General features: G+C 31.5%; 16 protein-coding genes. 3 read left to right on the top strand and 13 right to left on the bottom strand.

From position 1 onward, the window contains the following. Positions 1–12: 12 nt before the first annotated feature. Together KAR88_RS08805 and KAR88_RS02420 are read right to left on the bottom strand one after the other, a co-directional pair. The gene (locus KAR88_RS08805) at positions 13–351 is read right to left on the bottom strand and encodes a hemerythrin domain-containing protein (protein ID WP_021033631.1); all 339 of its coding nucleotides are present in this window, start codon (positions 349–351) and stop codon (positions 13–15) included. Further along, complete coding sequence (locus KAR88_RS02420) at positions 303–989, bottom strand: bacteriohemerythrin (RefSeq protein ID WP_002799222.1); 687 nt, start codon at positions 987–989, stop codon at positions 303–305. Before KAR88_RS02420 ends, KAR88_RS08805 begins: the two co-directional genes overlap by 49 nt. Before the next feature lie 323 nt (positions 990–1,312). Between KAR88_RS02420 and mutY the strand changes: the two genes are divergently transcribed. Continuing rightward, on the top strand, positions 1,313–2,332 hold the full coding sequence (gene mutY, locus KAR88_RS02415; RefSeq protein ID WP_004284483.1) for an A/G-specific adenine glycosylase: 1,020 nt from the start codon (positions 1,313–1,315) through the stop codon (positions 2,330–2,332). Here the strand turns inward: mutY and KAR88_RS02410 are convergent. After that, positions 2,318–3,580 carry an MFS transporter gene (locus KAR88_RS02410; RefSeq protein ID WP_002830121.1) on the bottom strand — a complete coding sequence of 421 codons (1,263 nt, stop codon included), beginning with the start codon at positions 3,578–3,580 and terminating at the stop codon, positions 2,318–2,320. The two genes, mutY and KAR88_RS02410, sit on opposite strands and share 15 nt — an antisense overlap. A 169-nt stretch (positions 3,581–3,749) precedes the next feature. On the opposite strand from KAR88_RS02410, the gene KAR88_RS02405 reads away from it, so the two are divergent. Then, positions 3,750–4,607 (top strand): SPASM domain-containing protein, encoded by an 858-nt coding sequence (locus KAR88_RS02405; protein WP_002781398.1) that lies wholly within the window; start codon positions 3,750–3,752, stop codon positions 4,605–4,607. Here KAR88_RS02405 and KAR88_RS02400 read toward each other — a convergent pair. From KAR88_RS02400 to KAR88_RS02385, 4 genes are read right to left on the bottom strand one after another with little or no spacing between them, the layout of a single operon-like run. Further along, on the bottom strand, positions 4,604–5,410 hold the full coding sequence (locus tag KAR88_RS02400; protein ID WP_002781400.1) for an ABC transporter substrate-binding protein: 807 nt from the start codon (positions 5,408–5,410) through the stop codon (positions 4,604–4,606). The two genes, KAR88_RS02405 and KAR88_RS02400, sit on opposite strands and share 4 nt — an antisense overlap. Next, on the bottom strand, positions 5,407–6,183 hold the full coding sequence (locus KAR88_RS02395; RefSeq protein WP_192801230.1) for an ABC transporter ATP-binding protein: 777 nt from the start codon (positions 6,181–6,183) through the stop codon (positions 5,407–5,409). The genes KAR88_RS02400 and KAR88_RS02395 overlap by 4 nt, the downstream gene beginning before the upstream one ends. After that, on the bottom strand, positions 6,183–7,169 hold the full coding sequence (locus KAR88_RS02390) for an iron ABC transporter permease (protein ID WP_002779522.1): 987 nt from the start codon (positions 7,167–7,169) through the stop codon (positions 6,183–6,185). Before KAR88_RS02390 ends, KAR88_RS02395 begins: the two co-directional genes overlap by 1 nt. Next, entirely contained in the window at positions 7,144–9,258 is a 2,115-nt protein-coding gene (locus KAR88_RS02385) for a TonB-dependent receptor (protein ID WP_052774201.1), read from the bottom strand. The genes KAR88_RS02390 and KAR88_RS02385 overlap by 26 nt, the downstream gene beginning before the upstream one ends. A gap of 203 nt (positions 9,259–9,461) precedes the next feature. On the opposite strand from KAR88_RS02385, the gene KAR88_RS02380 reads away from it, so the two are divergent. Beyond that, the gene (locus tag KAR88_RS02380) at positions 9,462–10,217 is read left to right on the top strand and encodes a HugZ family heme oxygenase (protein ID WP_023361705.1); all 756 of its coding nucleotides are present in this window, start codon (positions 9,462–9,464) and stop codon (positions 10,215–10,217) included. A 30-nt stretch (positions 10,218–10,247) separates the two neighbouring features. Here the strand turns inward: KAR88_RS02380 and prfA are convergent, their stop codons facing one another. The 6 genes from prfA to KAR88_RS02350 form a co-directional block, all read right to left on the bottom strand. Beyond that, positions 10,248–11,315: a peptide chain release factor 1 gene (prfA, locus tag KAR88_RS02375; RefSeq protein WP_057037097.1), complete on the bottom strand. Its 1,068-nt coding sequence runs from the start codon at positions 11,313–11,315 to the stop codon at positions 10,248–10,250. Between the two features lie 16 nt (positions 11,316–11,331). Next, on the bottom strand, positions 11,332–11,595 hold the full coding sequence (gene rpsT, locus KAR88_RS02370; protein WP_002779526.1) for a 30S ribosomal protein S20: 264 nt from the start codon (positions 11,593–11,595) through the stop codon (positions 11,332–11,334). A 76-nt stretch (positions 11,596–11,671) separates the two neighbouring features. After that, a complete protein-coding gene (locus KAR88_RS02365; protein WP_002779527.1) occupies positions 11,672–12,172 on the bottom strand; it encodes a phosphatidylglycerophosphatase A in 501 nt (166 codons plus the stop codon). A 9-nt stretch (positions 12,173–12,181) separates the two neighbouring features. Continuing rightward, positions 12,182–13,342 (bottom strand): sulfate adenylyltransferase, encoded by a 1,161-nt coding sequence (locus tag KAR88_RS02360; protein WP_002781410.1) that lies wholly within the window; start codon positions 13,340–13,342, stop codon positions 12,182–12,184. After that, positions 13,320–14,207, bottom strand: coding sequence for a response regulator (locus KAR88_RS02355; RefSeq protein ID WP_002779529.1), 888 nt, complete (start codon positions 14,205–14,207; stop codon positions 13,320–13,322). Before KAR88_RS02355 ends, KAR88_RS02360 begins: the two co-directional genes overlap by 23 nt. Then, positions 14,204–15,319 carry a bifunctional 2-C-methyl-D-erythritol 4-phosphate cytidylyltransferase/2-C-methyl-D-erythritol 2,4-cyclodiphosphate synthase gene (locus KAR88_RS02350; protein WP_002779530.1) on the bottom strand — a complete coding sequence of 372 codons (1,116 nt, stop codon included), beginning with the start codon at positions 15,317–15,319 and terminating at the stop codon, positions 14,204–14,206. Before KAR88_RS02350 ends, KAR88_RS02355 begins: the two co-directional genes overlap by 4 nt. Between the last annotated feature and the right edge of the window lie 50 nt (positions 15,320–15,369).

Below are 15,369 nucleotides of genomic sequence, written 5' to 3'. Positions count from 1 at the left end.
AAAGTATGTGTTCTAAAAGCCATTTTTTACCATGATATAAAGTTTTTCTTTTAGGTCGTTGGTGGTTTTTATGTTTTGAATGATTTTTATCATGGATTGGATGATTTCTTTATGAATTTGGCGATGCCTTTCAAAGTCTGGATAACGAATGAATTGTATATATTTTTCTTCATCATCAAAATGGTATTTCATATAGTTGAAAAAATCTGTAAGCAAAGCTTTAATTTCATCTCTATGAACGGGTTTATCAAATATATGTTCAACTTTGGCTGCAAGTTCAAACAGCTTTTTGTGTTGGTTGTCTATTCTGCCATTATGAACGCTATAGATTTTATCCCATTTTGGAAGCAAGCTTTATCCCTTATAAGTTTTTCTTGGCTTCTAATAAAAAATAAAAGCTCTTGACATTTTTTACATCTCATAACCTTGCCTTCATTGGTAATACTTTCATGCTCTTTAAAGCTTAACCTATGATCTATCTTGCAAGGACAAGAATAGATAAATTCGAAATTTTCCTCCTGTGTTAGGGTTTGTTTTGGTGGCAAATCGTTTAACTCAAGTGCTTTATTTTCATCTTTTTTTAAATTCTCATTTACCCAAGCAATAATCATAACATCATGGCTTAAAATATGCCTAGAAAGCCATTTTGACATGATAGAGTATAGTTTTTCTTTTAAATCATTTGTAGATTTTATATTTTGTATCAATTGAAACATTTCATGTATGATATTTTTATGCATTTGTTTGTGCTCGTAAAGGCGTGGATATTGAATTTCTTGCATAAATTCTTCCTCATCATGAAAATGTTCTTTCATATAAGCAAAGAGTTCGGTTAAAATTTCTTTTAATTCATCGCGCTTAACAAATTTAAAAACCGCATTTTCAACTTGTGCTGCAGGTTCGAAGAGTCTTTGGTGTTGGGTATCGATTTTTTGATGGTTGATATTATAGCGTTCATCCCAAAGGGGAATTAGCTTATGATGATCCATTGATTTAACCCTTTAAATGCGTTTAAAAATACTGATTTAAATAATTATAACAAAGAATATAATTTTGAAAATTAAAAATGTATTTTAAATATTTTATTCTAAATTAAAGCTTTGAAAATAACTATATTTCCTTACTTTTTTATTTTTTATTTGAATTTATATTTAAGTTGTGTTTATTTTTGCATTTTTATTATTTGTAGCTTTGTATTGTATGTAAAATGGGATTTTTATATAAATTGATAAAATGATTTTTGATTTTAATTATTAAAATATCACTATAATACATTATAAATTTTTATGCAATTTTTGTTATACTCTAACCCATGCAAAAACAAATGATTCAAAATTTACAAGATAAATTACTTCTTTGGTATGATAAAAATGGACGCAAAAATTTGCCGTGGCGCAATTTAGAAAGTAAAGATTGTGATGAAAGATTAAAAGATATTGATAGAGCTTATGGAGTTTATATCAGTGAAATTATGCTCCAGCAAACTCAGGTAAAATCAGTTTTAGAGAAGTTTTATTTTCCTTTTTTGCAAAAATTTCCTACCTTACAAAGTTTAGCTAAGGCAAACGAAGATGAGCTTTTAAAGGCTTGGCAGGGGCTTGGGTATTACACTCGTGCTAGAAATTTAAAAAAAGCAGCTTTAGAGTGTGTGGATAAATTTGAAGGCAAATTACCCAAAAAACTTGATGAATTAAAAAATTTAAGTGGTATAGGAACTTATACCGCAGGAGCCATTGCTTGTTTTGCTTATGATCAAAAAGTTTCTTTTGTAGATGGCAATATACGCCGTGTGCTTTCACGCCTTTTTGCCTTGGAAAATCCGAAAATGAGTGAGCTTGAAAGAAAGGCTAAGGAGCTTTTAAATTTAGCAGATGCTTTTAATCACAACCAAGCCTTACTTGATATAGGTGCTTTAATATGTGTGAGTAAAAATGCAAAATGTGGAATTTGCCCCTTGTATGATTTTTGCCAAGGAAAATTCAATACAGAGCTTTATCCTGGAATTAAAAAAACATCTTATGAGAATGCAAACTTAAGTCTTTTTGTATTTGAATGGGATAAAAAATTTGCTATACAAAAAAGTCAAGATAAGCTTTATAAGGGTATGTATAATTTTCCTTTTTTTAAGAAAGAGGAAGGCGAAATTTTTAAAAATATGAAATTGTTAGGAGAGTTTAAACATCATTATACAAAGTATAAATTAAATATTAAAGTTTATCATCAAATTTTAAAAGAGGAAAATAAAAATTATCAATTTAAAAGCTTAAAAGAATTAGAAAGTACCGCACTTTCGATACTTTCTTTAAAGGCTTTAAGATTAATTAAGCTCTGATTTTTTAGGCAGGCACAAAGTTGCTATAAACATAAGCAGAGTAAGCACGGCGATATAAACAAAAAAGCCATTTTCTATTCCTGCATTTTTAAATTGTAAAGCCACCCAAGGTGCAGATCCTCCAAAGATGGCATTAGATATCGCATAACCCAAGCCTGTGCCTAAGGCTCTTACATGTTCAGGGAAAAGTTTGGCTTTAAAAATTCCAGCCACTGAAGTATAAAAACTTAGAATAATAAATAAAAGCACCACTAAGATAAACACTAAAGAAGTATTGCTTTGAGCATTGCTTGATATAAGATTGAAAATAGGATAAATTCCTACAAAAGCTAAGATACAAAAGATGATTAAGGATCGCTTATGTCCTATCTTATCGCCGATATATCCAAAAAGCGGTTGTATAATCATAAGTATAAATAAAGCACCTAAAAAGAGATTATTAACCAGTGTTTTATCCATACCTGAATTTTCCATAAAAGTTTTGGTATAGGTAGTGATAGTATAAAATGCCAAAGATCCACCTGCAGTGATACCAAGTACCATTAAAAATTGTTTCCAAGAGCTTGTAAATAAAGCTTTGAGTGTCCCTCTATCCTCATGTTTGTGAATTTGTGTCGCGCTTTCATTCATCACTTTGCGCACAAGAAGAGAGCCAAGGGCTAAAATTCCACCCACAACAAAAAGTATTCTCCAAGCATAATCTTTCATTTCATCAATGCTAAAAAAGAAAAGCATTATACTAATACTAGCTACTGCTAAAAGCTGTCCGCCTATGAGGGTTACGTATTGGAAAGAAGAGTAAAAACCCCGCTTGCCTTCTGTGGCAAGTTCGGAAAGATAGGTCGCTGCTATGCCGTATTCCCCACCTACACTTAGTCCCTGTATGAGTCTTGCAAGTAAAAGCAAGATAATAGCAAAATCCCCCACCACATCTTTACTAGGTAAAGCTGCTATCATAAAAGAGCCTAAAGCCATTAAAACCACAGATACAACCATGGATTTTTTACGACCCACTTTATCAGCTAAAGAACCAAAAAGCCAAGAGCCTATAGGACGCATAAAAAAGCCCGCAGCAAAGACTCCAAAAGCATTGATTTGCTGCACGATAGGATTATCAGAGGTTGAAAAAGTATGAGCAAAATAAGTTGCTGTAAAAGCATAAATATAAAAATCAAACCATTCTACCAAATTTCCGCTACTTGCAGCTACAATAGAACGGATTTTTTTCGCTCGAGTAAGTTCTTGCATAAAATTTCCTTCATTTTAAAGTTTTAATTTTTTCAAGTATAATGTGGATTTTATTTAAAAGTTTTGAAAATATATAAAATAATTAAAAAATATATAAAAATATGTATAAAATGTTACTTATTTTAATCTATTTTTTAAAATATTGCTAAAAAATACTCTTGGATACATAATGAAATTTAAAAAATTATACATAGAATTAAGCGATATTTGCGGTTTAAAATGTGATTTTTGTCCCTCAAAAAAAGCCTTGCGTGGAGTGATGAGTGTAGAAAATTTTTCCAAACTTGCAAGGCAAATTTGGGATAAAAGCGAAATTTTTACCTTTCATCTTTTGGGAGATCCTTTGCTTTTAAATAATTTAGAAGAATATCTACAAATTGCTAAAAATCATCAAATGAAATTAGAAATTACCACAAGTGGTTTTTATTTTAGTCCTAAAAATTCTAAATTGTTATTAAAATACGACAATATCCATCAAATCAATATCTCTTTAATGGCCTTTTTAAGTCAAAGCAAACTTTCTTTAGAGCAATATTTTAAGCCTATTTTAGAGTTTTGCAAAGAGCATTTAGAGTATAAAAAATCAAGCTTTATCAATCTTAGACTTTGGAATTTAGATACTAACTTTAAAGCCCCTAGCGAAAATTTGCCCATTTATGAATTTTTAAGTAAAGAATTTGGGGTTCGAATTCTTACACACTTGGCTAAAAATCGTCTTCAAAGGCATATTTTGCTTCATCAAAACAAGCTTTTTAAATGGCCAAGTTTAAAAGATAAGCCCCTTTATACTCAAGGAAAATGCCATGCTTTAAAAGAGCAAATAGGCATTTTAAGTGATGGCACGCTCGTGCCTTGTTGTTTGGATACTAAAGGCGATATATCTTTGGGTAATGTTTTTAATGCTGAATTTAAGAGCCTTCTTGAGTCCAAACGCATTCAAGAAATCAAAAAGGCCTTTGAAGAAAATAAGCGTATAGAAAAGCTTTGTCAAAGCTGTGAATTTTTTAAAACAAGATTGAGCGATTAAAAATTTTGATTTTCTAATCTTGTTTTAAATTCTTTAATTCTATCTATGATTTTTGGGCTTAAGCGTAACAATATATGAGTGTTTTCATTGTGATAAATTTGTCCCATTTGAGCTGCCTTTGTATTTTTTAACAAAGCATTAGCATTTAAAATGTTGCCATCTGCATTAATGCCTAAGATCAACAAATCAGGATTTTGTTTTAGGATGTATTCTGCTGAGATTATAGGGCGTGCTATTTCACTTTGAGGACTTAGGTTTTTAATGCCTATGAGTCTTAATATATCCGCTATTAAAGAATTATCATTAAAGGCCATGAGTGGATTACTAGAATAAAGGTAAATTCCGCTTTTATTTAAGGGATTTTTTTGCAATTCTTGTAATCCTTGTTCAAATTCTTCTAAAAGTTTTTTGCCTTGCTCTTCTTTGTCTGTGAGTTTTGCAAGAATTTGGATATTGCTTTTGATTTCATCAAGGCGTTGGGCTTTTAAATTGATACTTTTGATTCCAAAGTTTTTAAGCCCTTCTTCTAAATTTAAAGAATACGAGCTTAATATCACTAAGCTTGGCTTTAGGGCAACTATTTTTTCAAGAGAAGGGTGTGAAAAAGTTCCTACGCTAGTTATTTTTGAAGTTTTTTCTTCAGGGTAGATATTTGAGTGTTGCAAATTTGCAATACCTACGATTTGATCTTGTGCATTTAGCATAAAAAGTGTTTCTATACTTGCAGGATCAAGCACTACAATGCGTTCTTTGGCATTAAGTAGGGTTAAAAATAAACTCATAATGATTAAAATTTTTTTCATATTTTTTCCTTTAAGGCTAAGATATAAGGTTTTAAGTCTTTATAGACAATCTCGCAATTTAAATTATAAATTTCTTTTAGAATTTCTTTGGTAAAAAGCTCTTTTGTACTTCCAAAATACTTTATTTCTCCTTCTTTTAAAAACAATACCTTATCACAAAACATAGAGGCTAAATTTAAATCATGCAAAATCGCTACAACTGCGATATTGTTCTGCTCTATCAATCTTTCGCAAAGGCTTAAAAGCTCGATAGCATGGTTTAAATCAAGTGCTGAAGTGGGTTCATCTAAAAAAAGAATTTTGGGTTTTTTAAGCAAGGCTCTTGCTAAAAGCACTCTTTGAAATTCTCCACCACTTAAAGAAAGTATATTTCTTTCTAAAAAGTTTTCCAATTTTAAAGTTTTTGCAAATTTTTCAACTTCTAAAATATCTTCTTTAGAATAATCACAAAAAGCATGTTTTAAATTTGTAAATTTGCTCATTAAAAGCACATCAATAACTTTTAAGGGCGTGTTTAAACCCGAATTTTGAGGCACAAAACCGCAAAGTTGTGCAAATTCTTTAAGGGCAAAGTTTTTTATATTGGTATTAAAAAGCGATATTTCGCCCTTGCTTATATTTAAATTTTTTAGTATAAGCTTTAAAAGTGTGCTTTTACCCGAGCCATTAGGCCCTAAAATACCTATAAAAGCTTTATTTTGAAGCTCTAAATTGATATTTTTTAACAATTCTTTTTTATGATAGCTAAAACTTAAATTTTGTATCTTTAATATCATAAAAATCTCCTAGCACTTAAAGCCAAATATAAAAATACAGGAGCTCCAAAGAATGCGGTTAAAACCCCTATAGGAATTTGCACAGGGGCTATTAGAGTCCTTGCTAGAGTATCACAAATGAGTAAAAAAAGCCCTCCAAAAGCGGTACAAAAAGGAATAACCAAAGCATTGTCATAATTTCTAAGCAAGAGTCTTACGGTATGAGGGATTATAAGTCCTACAAAGGCTATGAGTCCTGTAAAAGCTACCGCAAAAGAAACTGCCAAAGAAGAAACTATCAAAAGATTGATTTTTAATTTTTGGGCATCAACTCCTAAATTTCTTGCCTCATCATCTCCGCTTAAAATGATATTTAATTCATTTTTATGCGCGTAAAAATACATAAGACAAAAAATCAAAGGCAAAATCAAAATTCCTATACGAAACCAAGAAGCTGAACCTATATTTCCCATAAGCCAAGCAACTATTTTAAAAGAATCTTCCCCTATAAGATAGGTAAAAAACGAGGTAAAAGCTCCTAGAAAAGATGAGGCAGCAATGCCTATGATGAGTAAAGTAGCTATGGAAGCTTTTGAAGATACTTTAAAGATCGCTAATGAAAAAATAGCAGAACAAATAAAGCCTAAAATTCCATAATAATAATCAGGCAGTTTTAACAAATACGCTAAAACAGATCCAAAGGTTGCTGCTGAAGCTATACCTATGATATAAGGATCTGCTATGGGGTTTGAAAATACATTTTGCGTTACTGCTCCACTGCTAGCTAAAAGCATACCGATTAAAATAGCCATTATAATACGAGGCAAACGCCCATCGATGATGATTTGACGCAAAATTTCATTTTCACCAAAAGCATAGGAGAGAAGTTCTTTAGGGCTTAAATTTTCATCTCCTAAGCAAAGTGCGATGATACAGGTGATTATATAGGCTAAAAAAAGCCCTATAATCACTAGATTTTTAGAACGCATATTTAAATTCAACATAGTAATTTCTACCATTTCCGGCTAGATATTGATCATTTGTGCTGTCTTGATAAGTGTAATATTGCTTATCAAAAAGATTGCGAATGCCTGCTAGAATTTGTAAATTTCTATAATTATAATTTACACCAATATCAGTTAAAAAATAATCCTTAATCCAAGAATTTCTAGACATCTTTCCTGTATTTTCGTCAACAACCCCGCCATCTTTTGCTCTTGAAAAATAGCTTAGATCTATATAGCTTGATAAATTTTTATTCCAAGCGTATTCTACTCCGGCTGTGGCTTTGATTTTTGAAACATAAGGAATTCTAAGTCCGTCATTAACACCTTTAGAAATTTGAGCATCAAGATAGCTTAGGCTTTCTTTGAGGATTAAGCTATCATTGAATAAAAATTGATGAAGGTTTAATTCCGCTCCTAAACGACGCGTTTGGTCGATATTATAATATTTCCAAAATGCTCCTCCTGTGGAGTGTGGATTTCCAAGATAAGAAATTTCATCCTTGCTTAGAGTGTAAAATAAAGTCAAATTAAAGCCATAAAAATCCCACCAAAAATCATTAATCCCAAGTTCGAAAGTATCAAAAATTTCAGGATCTAAATTGGCAGTGTAATATTTTTGAGTTGCTTGATCTTTGTTAACAAGTTGTGCAGGAGTTGGAGAGATGAAACCTCTTTCGTATTTAGCATATATATTTCCAGTATCAGAATATTTGAAATTTGGAGTGATTTCAAAGGCAAAGTTATTGCTTGTATCATCAGCGTCAAAAAGCTCTGGATTGCTTGGTTGCTCCATACCAAATATTATCATTTTGTTTGTGTAATTTCTATGGGTATCATAAAGACTGTATTCGTATCTTGCCCCACCTGAAATACTAAAAATATCATTAAATTGATGAGAGTCTAGAGCAAAAACAGAATGGCTTTGCTTATCCATATCCATTAGGGTTGTCATGGTATGACTCATTTGAAATGCTGGAGTGTTTACATTATAATGAACTATGCTTGTTCTTTTGGCATCATGATTTGCAAACTCATAGCCGAAGATAAAATAAGAATCATCTTTGTAATTGATTTTATTTTTTAAATTTATACCCGTAAGCGTATCTTCAAAACCGCTACCGGTTTGATAAGCTATGGTGCCCATCATTGGAATTTCATCTTTTAGATATCTTATTTTTTGATTTTGCCAAAATGCTCCGAGTTGAATTTCGTATAAATCACTAAAATAATGATGATAATCTAAAGCAATTTCAGGTCTATTGATTTGAGTGATATTATCACCACTTCCTTTTTGGGTCGGATCACTTTGAATTTGTGCTTTTGTAAGATAGCCACTGCTTGTATTTTTGCTTTCAAAATAATTATAATTTAGGGATAAATCACTATTATCGCTAGTATTTAGATAGGCTTTTGTATTGACAAAATAGCCTTTTTCATTATAACCCTCTTGATAGCCATCGCGGTTAAAGCCTTGTATATCAAAACCAAATGTTAGATAATCATTGATTTTTTTAGCCCCATAAACGCCTAAATTTCCACCTAAATTTCCATGATCGTAACTACTGCCTTTAAGACTTAGAGCAAAAGCATCGGATTTTTCTTTTTTTGTAATGATATTAATCACACCCCCTCTAGTGCCACTTCCATAAAGCACAGAGCCTCCCCCTGGTATGATTTCTATGCGTTCTATATTGTTTAAATTGACACTTTCTAAAGGAGTTACGCCATGAGAATTATCAAGCACATTAATAGCATTTCCATTTACCATAACTTTCACAGCTATATTGGACTTGCTTCCTTGTCCACGCATATCGATATTGCGTCCTAGTCCAAAATTTACAAAACTAATGCCTGAAATTCTTTCTAAGGCTTGTTCTAAGGTATTAAATCCTCTTTTTTCTAAGTCTTTACCATCGATAACAATTACATTACGCAAGTTATTGTCTGCATCTTGTTCAAATCCTGTTGCACTTACAACAACTTTTTGCATTTGAATGGCTTTATCATTCAATTCTTGTGCATTGATACCAGTGCTTAGTAAAAATACTAGTAAAGATAGCTTTAAAACTCTTTTGCTTGGATTCAAATTTTTACTCCTTTTAAATAAAATAAATAATGATAATATATATCATAATATTTGAAGAGAAAATTTATCTTTTATAAGCTTAAATTAGAATAAATTTTTGAAAATTAAACGATTTTAATCTTTTTAAGTAATTTTTAATTTGATAATTGATACCATTTTTAACTTATATTTTGTTCTATAAATTTAAAGAAAGGATAAAGATAATGAGTTTTGAAAGTATTATTTCTCATATGAACGATCATCATCAATCCAATTTGATCGATCTTTGTAAAAAATTTGGGGCAGTGAAGGATCCTAAGGGAGTAAGATTGGTCGGAGTTGATTTTGAGGGCTTGGATATAGCTTATAATGATAAAGAAAATTTACGCATAGAATTTCCTAAAAAAGCAAACGAAGAAACCCTTAAAGATGCTATTATCGAACTTTGTATGAGTGCAAAGACTAAAAAAGATCTTAGCGGAGTGGCAAGAGAAGCAAAAGAGTTTATGTTGAGTTTTAATTCGGTTTCTTTAGCGACTTTAAGTGCAGATAAAGAGGTGGTTTGTTCTTATGCACCGTTTGTAAATACTCCATGGGGAAATTATATTTATATCAGTGAAGTAAGCGAGCATTTTAATAATATCAGAGAAAATCCAAACAATATAGAAATAATGTTTTTAGAGGATGAAAGCAAGGCAGCTTCTGTTATACTTCGTAAAAGATTGCGTTATAAGGTTAAGGCTAGTTTTATCGAGCGTGGGGAAGTGTTTGATAAAATTTATGATGAATTTGAAAAACAAACAGGCGGCGAAGGCGGAATAAAAACCATACGCAATATGCTTGATTTCCATCTTGTAAAACTTGAATTTCAAAAGGGCCGTTTTGTAAAAGGTTTTGGACAAGCTTATGATATAGAAAATGAAAATGTAACCCATGTTGGTGCAAATAGCAGCCCGCACAAATTCCCGCATAAACACTAATCATTAGTCTTGTTTTCAAGACTAATGAAACTATAAATTTTGCTCTTGTAATGATTCTGCTTGATAATGTGCTATCAAAGGTTCGATAACTTCATCAAAAAGCCCATCTTGTAAAATAGCATCTAAACGATATAGGGTAAGATTGATGCGATGGTCGCTGATACGATTTTGTGGAAAATTATAAGTGCGTATGCGCTCACTTCTATCGCCGCTTCCTACTTGGGATTTTCTTGCTTCGCTTTCTTGAGTCAAACGCTCGCTTTCTTGCATTTCGTAAAGTCTTGCTTTTAAGACTTTCATAGCACTTTCTTTATTTTTATGCTGGCTTTTTCCATCTTGATTGACTACAACTATACCTGTAGGAAGGTGAGTGATCCTCACAGCAGAATCTGTAGTATTTACACTTTGCCCCCCGTGTCCTGAAGAGCGCATAACATCTATTTTAAGATCATTGGGATTGATTTCTATCTCTATATCGTCTACTTCAGGCATAACCGCTATAGTTATAGCAGAAGTGTGTATGCGTCCTTGAGATTCGGTTTGTGGAACGCGTTGAACGCGATGTGTTCCACCCTCATATTTAAGTCTTGAGAAAGCTCCTGCACCTTTAACTAGCATGATAATTTCTTTAAAACCGCCCACACTTCCTTCGCTAGAACTAACGATTTCAAGTTTATAGCCACGATTTTCAGCATATCTTGCATAGGCTTTAACAAGATCGCCTACAAATAAAGAAGCTTCATCTCCGCCTGTTCCTGCACGAATTTCAAGAAAAATATTTCTTTCATCATTCGGATCTTTGGGTAATAGCAAAATTTTAAGCTCTTCTTCGAGTTTGGGTTTTAATTCTTCTAAATTTTTTAACTCTTCTTTTGCAAGTTCTCCAAGCTCAGCATCATTAAGCAAAGTTTTGTTTTCTTCTATGCTATCTAGAGTTTTTAGGTATTCTTTAGCTTTTAAGACGATGGGTTCTAAATTCTTTTGCTCTTTAGAAAGCGCAGTCATTTTACTGATATCACTGATGATATCAGAACTACTAAGAAGAGAATTTAACTCTTCAAAGCGTTTTAAAAAAGGATCTAGTTTACTAGCTAACATTAAAAATTATGAAAGATTATGCAATTTTATTTACTAGAAGAGCTAGGCGACTTACACGACGAGACGCTGTTTGTTTTTTAAGAAAGCCACGACTTACCATAGCGTGAATGCTTTTGTTTGCAATTTTTAAAGCTTCATTAGCAGCGTTTTTATCGTTTTTAGCAGCAGCTTCTCTTACGGCTTTAGTGATGTTTTTAAGTCTTGTTCTATAAAATCTATTTCTTTCTGTTTTTTTGATAGTTTGTCTTGCTCTTTTTTCAGCAGATTTGTGGTTTGCCATTTATTTTCCTTTTTTGAAATTAAAGACTAAATTATATAAGAATAAAATTTAAAAATATATTAATTTAAGCAAAATTTCAAAATAAATTTATCAAGTCTTTATCCCAAAAGACTAAATCAAATTTAAGCAAAAAACCATAAATCACTGCACTTAAAAGCCCTGCAAACAATCCTGCTAGCATATCATCTAGCATAACACCCAATCCACCTTTGGTTTTTTTATCGATTTTTCCTATGATAGAAGGCTTTGTGATATCAAAGATGCGAAAAAACACGAAGGCCATAAAAAAATTCAGTAAAGAATTAGCGCCGCTTGCAGCGATGGCACACGCTAGAAAAACTCCTGCAACTTCATCAATTACTATATGTTTATCATCGTGAATCCCTGTTTTTCTTTCATAATCATCAATCACTCTTATACTAGCAATAAAAATTAAAATGCTGAGTAAAAATAAGGTAGTGATTCCTAGATATTTTAATATAAAAAAAGCAGGAATTAAAGCTGCTAAAGTTCCAAAAGTCCCCGGTGCTTTTTTTGCACACCCTGAATAAAAAAAAGTTAAAAAAAGTTTTTGCATTGTTTCCTTTCAAACCATATAAGACATTTGATGAGTTTCTAAAAGCTTTTGATAAAATTCTTCATCGCTTTTGTATTCTAAAATTCCATCTGTTGCAAAAAGATCATTATAGATTTTTTGCAAATTCTTAAATCGATTAGGAAAAATAGAAGATAAGATAATACTTGAAACTTCTTTTCGCATAAAAACAGCAGGAGGCACAATACCTGCTCTTAACAATTCTTTTAAGGATTGAGAATTATAATGTAAATGATGATGGCATCCATGAGGGCAAGATCGAGTACTTACTATCATACGACATGCATCGCAAAATACAAATTCAGGCAAAACAATCACTTCTATATCATAATCTTTAGAAAAATCATCCAGTATGGTTTTAGGCTGATTATCATCATAAAACATTCCAAGTCCTGTGTGATTTTGCCCTACGACAAGTTTGGTACATCCAAGACTCTTAGCTAAAATGCTTTCTAAGCTAGGATTTAAATGAGCATGGAAAAGATTGATATCTTTAAGTGGGAAGATAAAAATTCTATCCGGTGGCAAATAATTTTGAATAAATTTTTTCAAATAATTTTGCTTCAAATCAAAATCAAAGCCATTGGCATCAAAAGATTCTACAAGAAAAACAACAACCAAATCCGCCTTATCTATAGTCCAGCGAAACATTCTTTCATGCGCTCTATGCAAAGGATCAAAGCTTGAAACTATAGCGGTAATTTTATGAGCATTAAGATTTTCTTTGGTTTTATGAAATTCTTCTTTGATTTTTTGGATTGTGGAATTATAAATTTCTATCTCTCCACCGATACAAATTTCACCCATATCATCTAAAGAGCAGGTGTGTGGGCTAAAGATATTGGAAAAATTTTTATCATTTTTAAATTTACTTTTAAGCGTGATATTTCCTACTATTTCATCATCAAGAATGAGGTCGATTTTACTTCCTATGCGAATATCTTTAATAAATTCTTCTGAAACTTTTGGAGCAAAGGATAGAGGATAAGGAAAGCTTTCGTTGTTGGATTTGCCCGTTTTAAAAATTTGTTTTGTCTCATGTTCATCCATTAAATGAGTACAACTGCCAAGCAAACCCTCTTTGATAAGAGAAAGAATGCCTAGTTCGTTTTTGTCTATGATAATGCTTTTATTTTTTTTTGCTGATTTCATATTTTTTCCTTTTCTCCCATAAAGACTTACGAGAAATTCCTAATTTCTTTGAAAGATCTGTATCAGGAAAGACATTTTGATAATTTAAAATAATATATTTAACATATTCATCTATGGTTAAAATTTGATTACTATCGATATTTTTTTCATTATCACTAAGATTGATGCACGGAAGCTCTAAATCTTCTATATTTGAATTAGTATGTAAAATAACTGATTTGTTTTTGATAAATTCAAGCAATTTTTCACGCTCTAGTGGTTTTAAAACTTGAAAATTACTCAAGAATAAAAGATTGTTTTCCGTTGGAAGTTTCATCGCTTTTTCTACTGAATTACTCACAGATAGATCAACATAAGAAAGGGTGATATCGTATTCGTTGATATAATTAAATACAAAGGCATCAGCTGAGCTTTGTTTGTTGGATTTTAAAACAACAGGAAGTTTTAGTTTTTTATAGTTGTATTCTGGAATTTTAACTGTTTGAAGTCTTGATTTAATATAGCTTTTATAAGCTTTATTAAGAATGGAGAGCTTTTTAAAATCTTGATAATGTTTGATTTTTCGTATCAATTCTTCTATCATAAAAGGTTTTTGTATATAATCGCACGCACCAAGTTTTAAAGGATTTGAAACTGTGTCTGTGCTGATATAAGAAATAAGTAAAATAATAATGCTATGTTTAAATTCCGTAACCGCTTTTAAAAAATTACTAGTATTAGTAGAAAGTAAAACAATATCATAATATTTTTCAGGGTTACGCTCATCAAAAGAATTGATAATTTCGCAACTATAACCCACATCACTAAGCTTAATACTTATGCTTTGAGCTAGATAAATTTCATTTTCTATAATTAAAACTTTCATATTTTCGTCCAATCAAAATATTTTAAATTTGCGCTTGCTAAAACAGCCATACCTTCTTTACGCCCTATAAAACCTAGCTTTTCAGTAGTGGTAGCTTTGATATTTACTCTAAATTCATCGACATTAAGAGTATTTGCTATATTTTGAGCTATGGCTTCTTTAAAATCTTTAAGTTTTGGAGTTTGTGCCATCACGCAAATATCTATATTGACAAGTTCAAAGCCAAACTCCTTAACTCTTTTATATGCTTCTTTTAAAAGATTCATAGAATTTGCATTTTTAAATTTTTCATCCGTATCAGGAAAAAGTTCGCCTATATCTCCTAGACAGGCAGCACCCAAAATCGCATCGGTTAAAGAGTGAGCTAAAACATCTCCATCACTGTGTGCTTTTAAGCCCATAGTAGGATGAATTTCAACTCCACCTAAAAGCAAGGGGCGTTCTTCTCCAAATTCATGAACATCAAAACCATTTCCGCAAAAGATTTCATTACTTGGTCGAGGTAAATCAAGCTTTTTAAGATCTTCTTTAAAGGTTATTTTTCTAGTATTTTCCTCACCCTCAACAAACCAAATTTTTCCACCCACTGCAGATATAGCTGTGCTATCATCTGTGAAATCTAAATTTTGATTTAAGGCTTGTTTGAGTAAGCGAGTGCGTGAAATTTGAGGAGTTTGAATGAGTTTGATTTTTTCTCTTTGCAAGGCTTCATTTTCAAAAAGCGTGGTATCTGCGACTTTTAAAGCCGGAGTGATACAATCAGCTTTATCTAAATTTTCAATCAAACGATCAAACAAGCTTTTACTTACTAAAACTCTTGCTACATCACTTACCATTACAAATTCACTGTCTATGATTTCTAGGGCTTTTTTTAAGGATTCTGCCCTAGTGGCACCACCTTCAACAAATTCATAATTTCTAGCAAATTTTTTCATATAAGAAGTATTACTAGAAGTAACAACTATTTTTTTAAAAGGATAAAAAGTGCTTAAATTTCGCGTAGCATAAAGCCATAAAGGATCGTCGCCAAGGCGTAGAAATTGTTTTTTTACTCCCATATCAAAGCGAGTAGAATTTCCAGCTGCTAGCATAATCAAGCTAAGATTAGCCATTTTTTCCCTTTGCTATAATATTAATTTTTATATATAATGTTACCATATTA

It is taken from the genome of Campylobacter sp. JH23, assembly GCF_017846595.1.
Classification (GTDB): Bacteria; Campylobacterota; Campylobacteria; order Campylobacterales; family Campylobacteraceae; genus Campylobacter_D; species Campylobacter_D coli.
Note: the sequence above shows the minus strand (reverse complement) of the source record. Positions and strands in the feature narration are given on the sequence as shown.

What these genes read in the sequence shown, in the direction of transcription:
- KAR88_RS02420 (WP_002799222.1), bottom strand. Translation starts at nt 989, where the DNA reads ATGGATCATCATAAGCTAATTCCCCTTTGGGATGAACGCTATAATATC.
- mutY (WP_004284483.1), top strand. Translation starts at nt 1,313, where the DNA reads ATGCAAAAACAAATGATTCAAAATTTACAAGATAAATTACTTCTTTGG.
- KAR88_RS02410 (WP_002830121.1), bottom strand. Translation starts at nt 3,580, where the DNA reads ATGCAAGAACTTACTCGAGCGAAAAAAATCCGTTCTATTGTAGCTGCA.
- KAR88_RS02405 (WP_002781398.1), top strand. Translation starts at nt 3,750, where the DNA reads ATGAAATTTAAAAAATTATACATAGAATTAAGCGATATTTGCGGTTTA.
- KAR88_RS02400 (WP_002781400.1), bottom strand. Translation starts at nt 5,410, where the DNA reads ATGAAAAAAATTTTAATCATTATGAGTTTATTTTTAACCCTACTTAAT.
- KAR88_RS02390 (WP_002779522.1), bottom strand. Translation starts at nt 7,169, where the DNA reads ATGTTGAATTTAAATATGCGTTCTAAAAATCTAGTGATTATAGGGCTT.
- KAR88_RS02380 (WP_023361705.1), top strand. Translation starts at nt 9,462, where the DNA reads ATGAGTTTTGAAAGTATTATTTCTCATATGAACGATCATCATCAATCC.
- prfA (WP_057037097.1), bottom strand. Translation starts at nt 11,315, where the DNA reads ATGTTAGCTAGTAAACTAGATCCTTTTTTAAAACGCTTTGAAGAGTTA.
- rpsT (WP_002779526.1), bottom strand. Translation starts at nt 11,595, where the DNA reads ATGGCAAACCACAAATCTGCTGAAAAAAGAGCAAGACAAACTATCAAA.
- KAR88_RS02365 (WP_002779527.1), bottom strand. Translation starts at nt 12,172, where the DNA reads ATGCAAAAACTTTTTTTAACTTTTTTTTATTCAGGGTGTGCAAAAAAA.
- KAR88_RS02360 (WP_002781410.1), bottom strand. Translation starts at nt 13,342, where the DNA reads ATGAAATCAGCAAAAAAAAATAAAAGCATTATCATAGACAAAAACGAA.
- KAR88_RS02355 (WP_002779529.1), bottom strand. Translation starts at nt 14,207, where the DNA reads ATGAAAGTTTTAATTATAGAAAATGAAATTTATCTAGCTCAAAGCATA.
- KAR88_RS02350 (WP_002779530.1), bottom strand. Translation starts at nt 15,319, where the DNA reads ATGGCTAATCTTAGCTTGATTATGCTAGCAGCTGGAAATTCTACTCGC.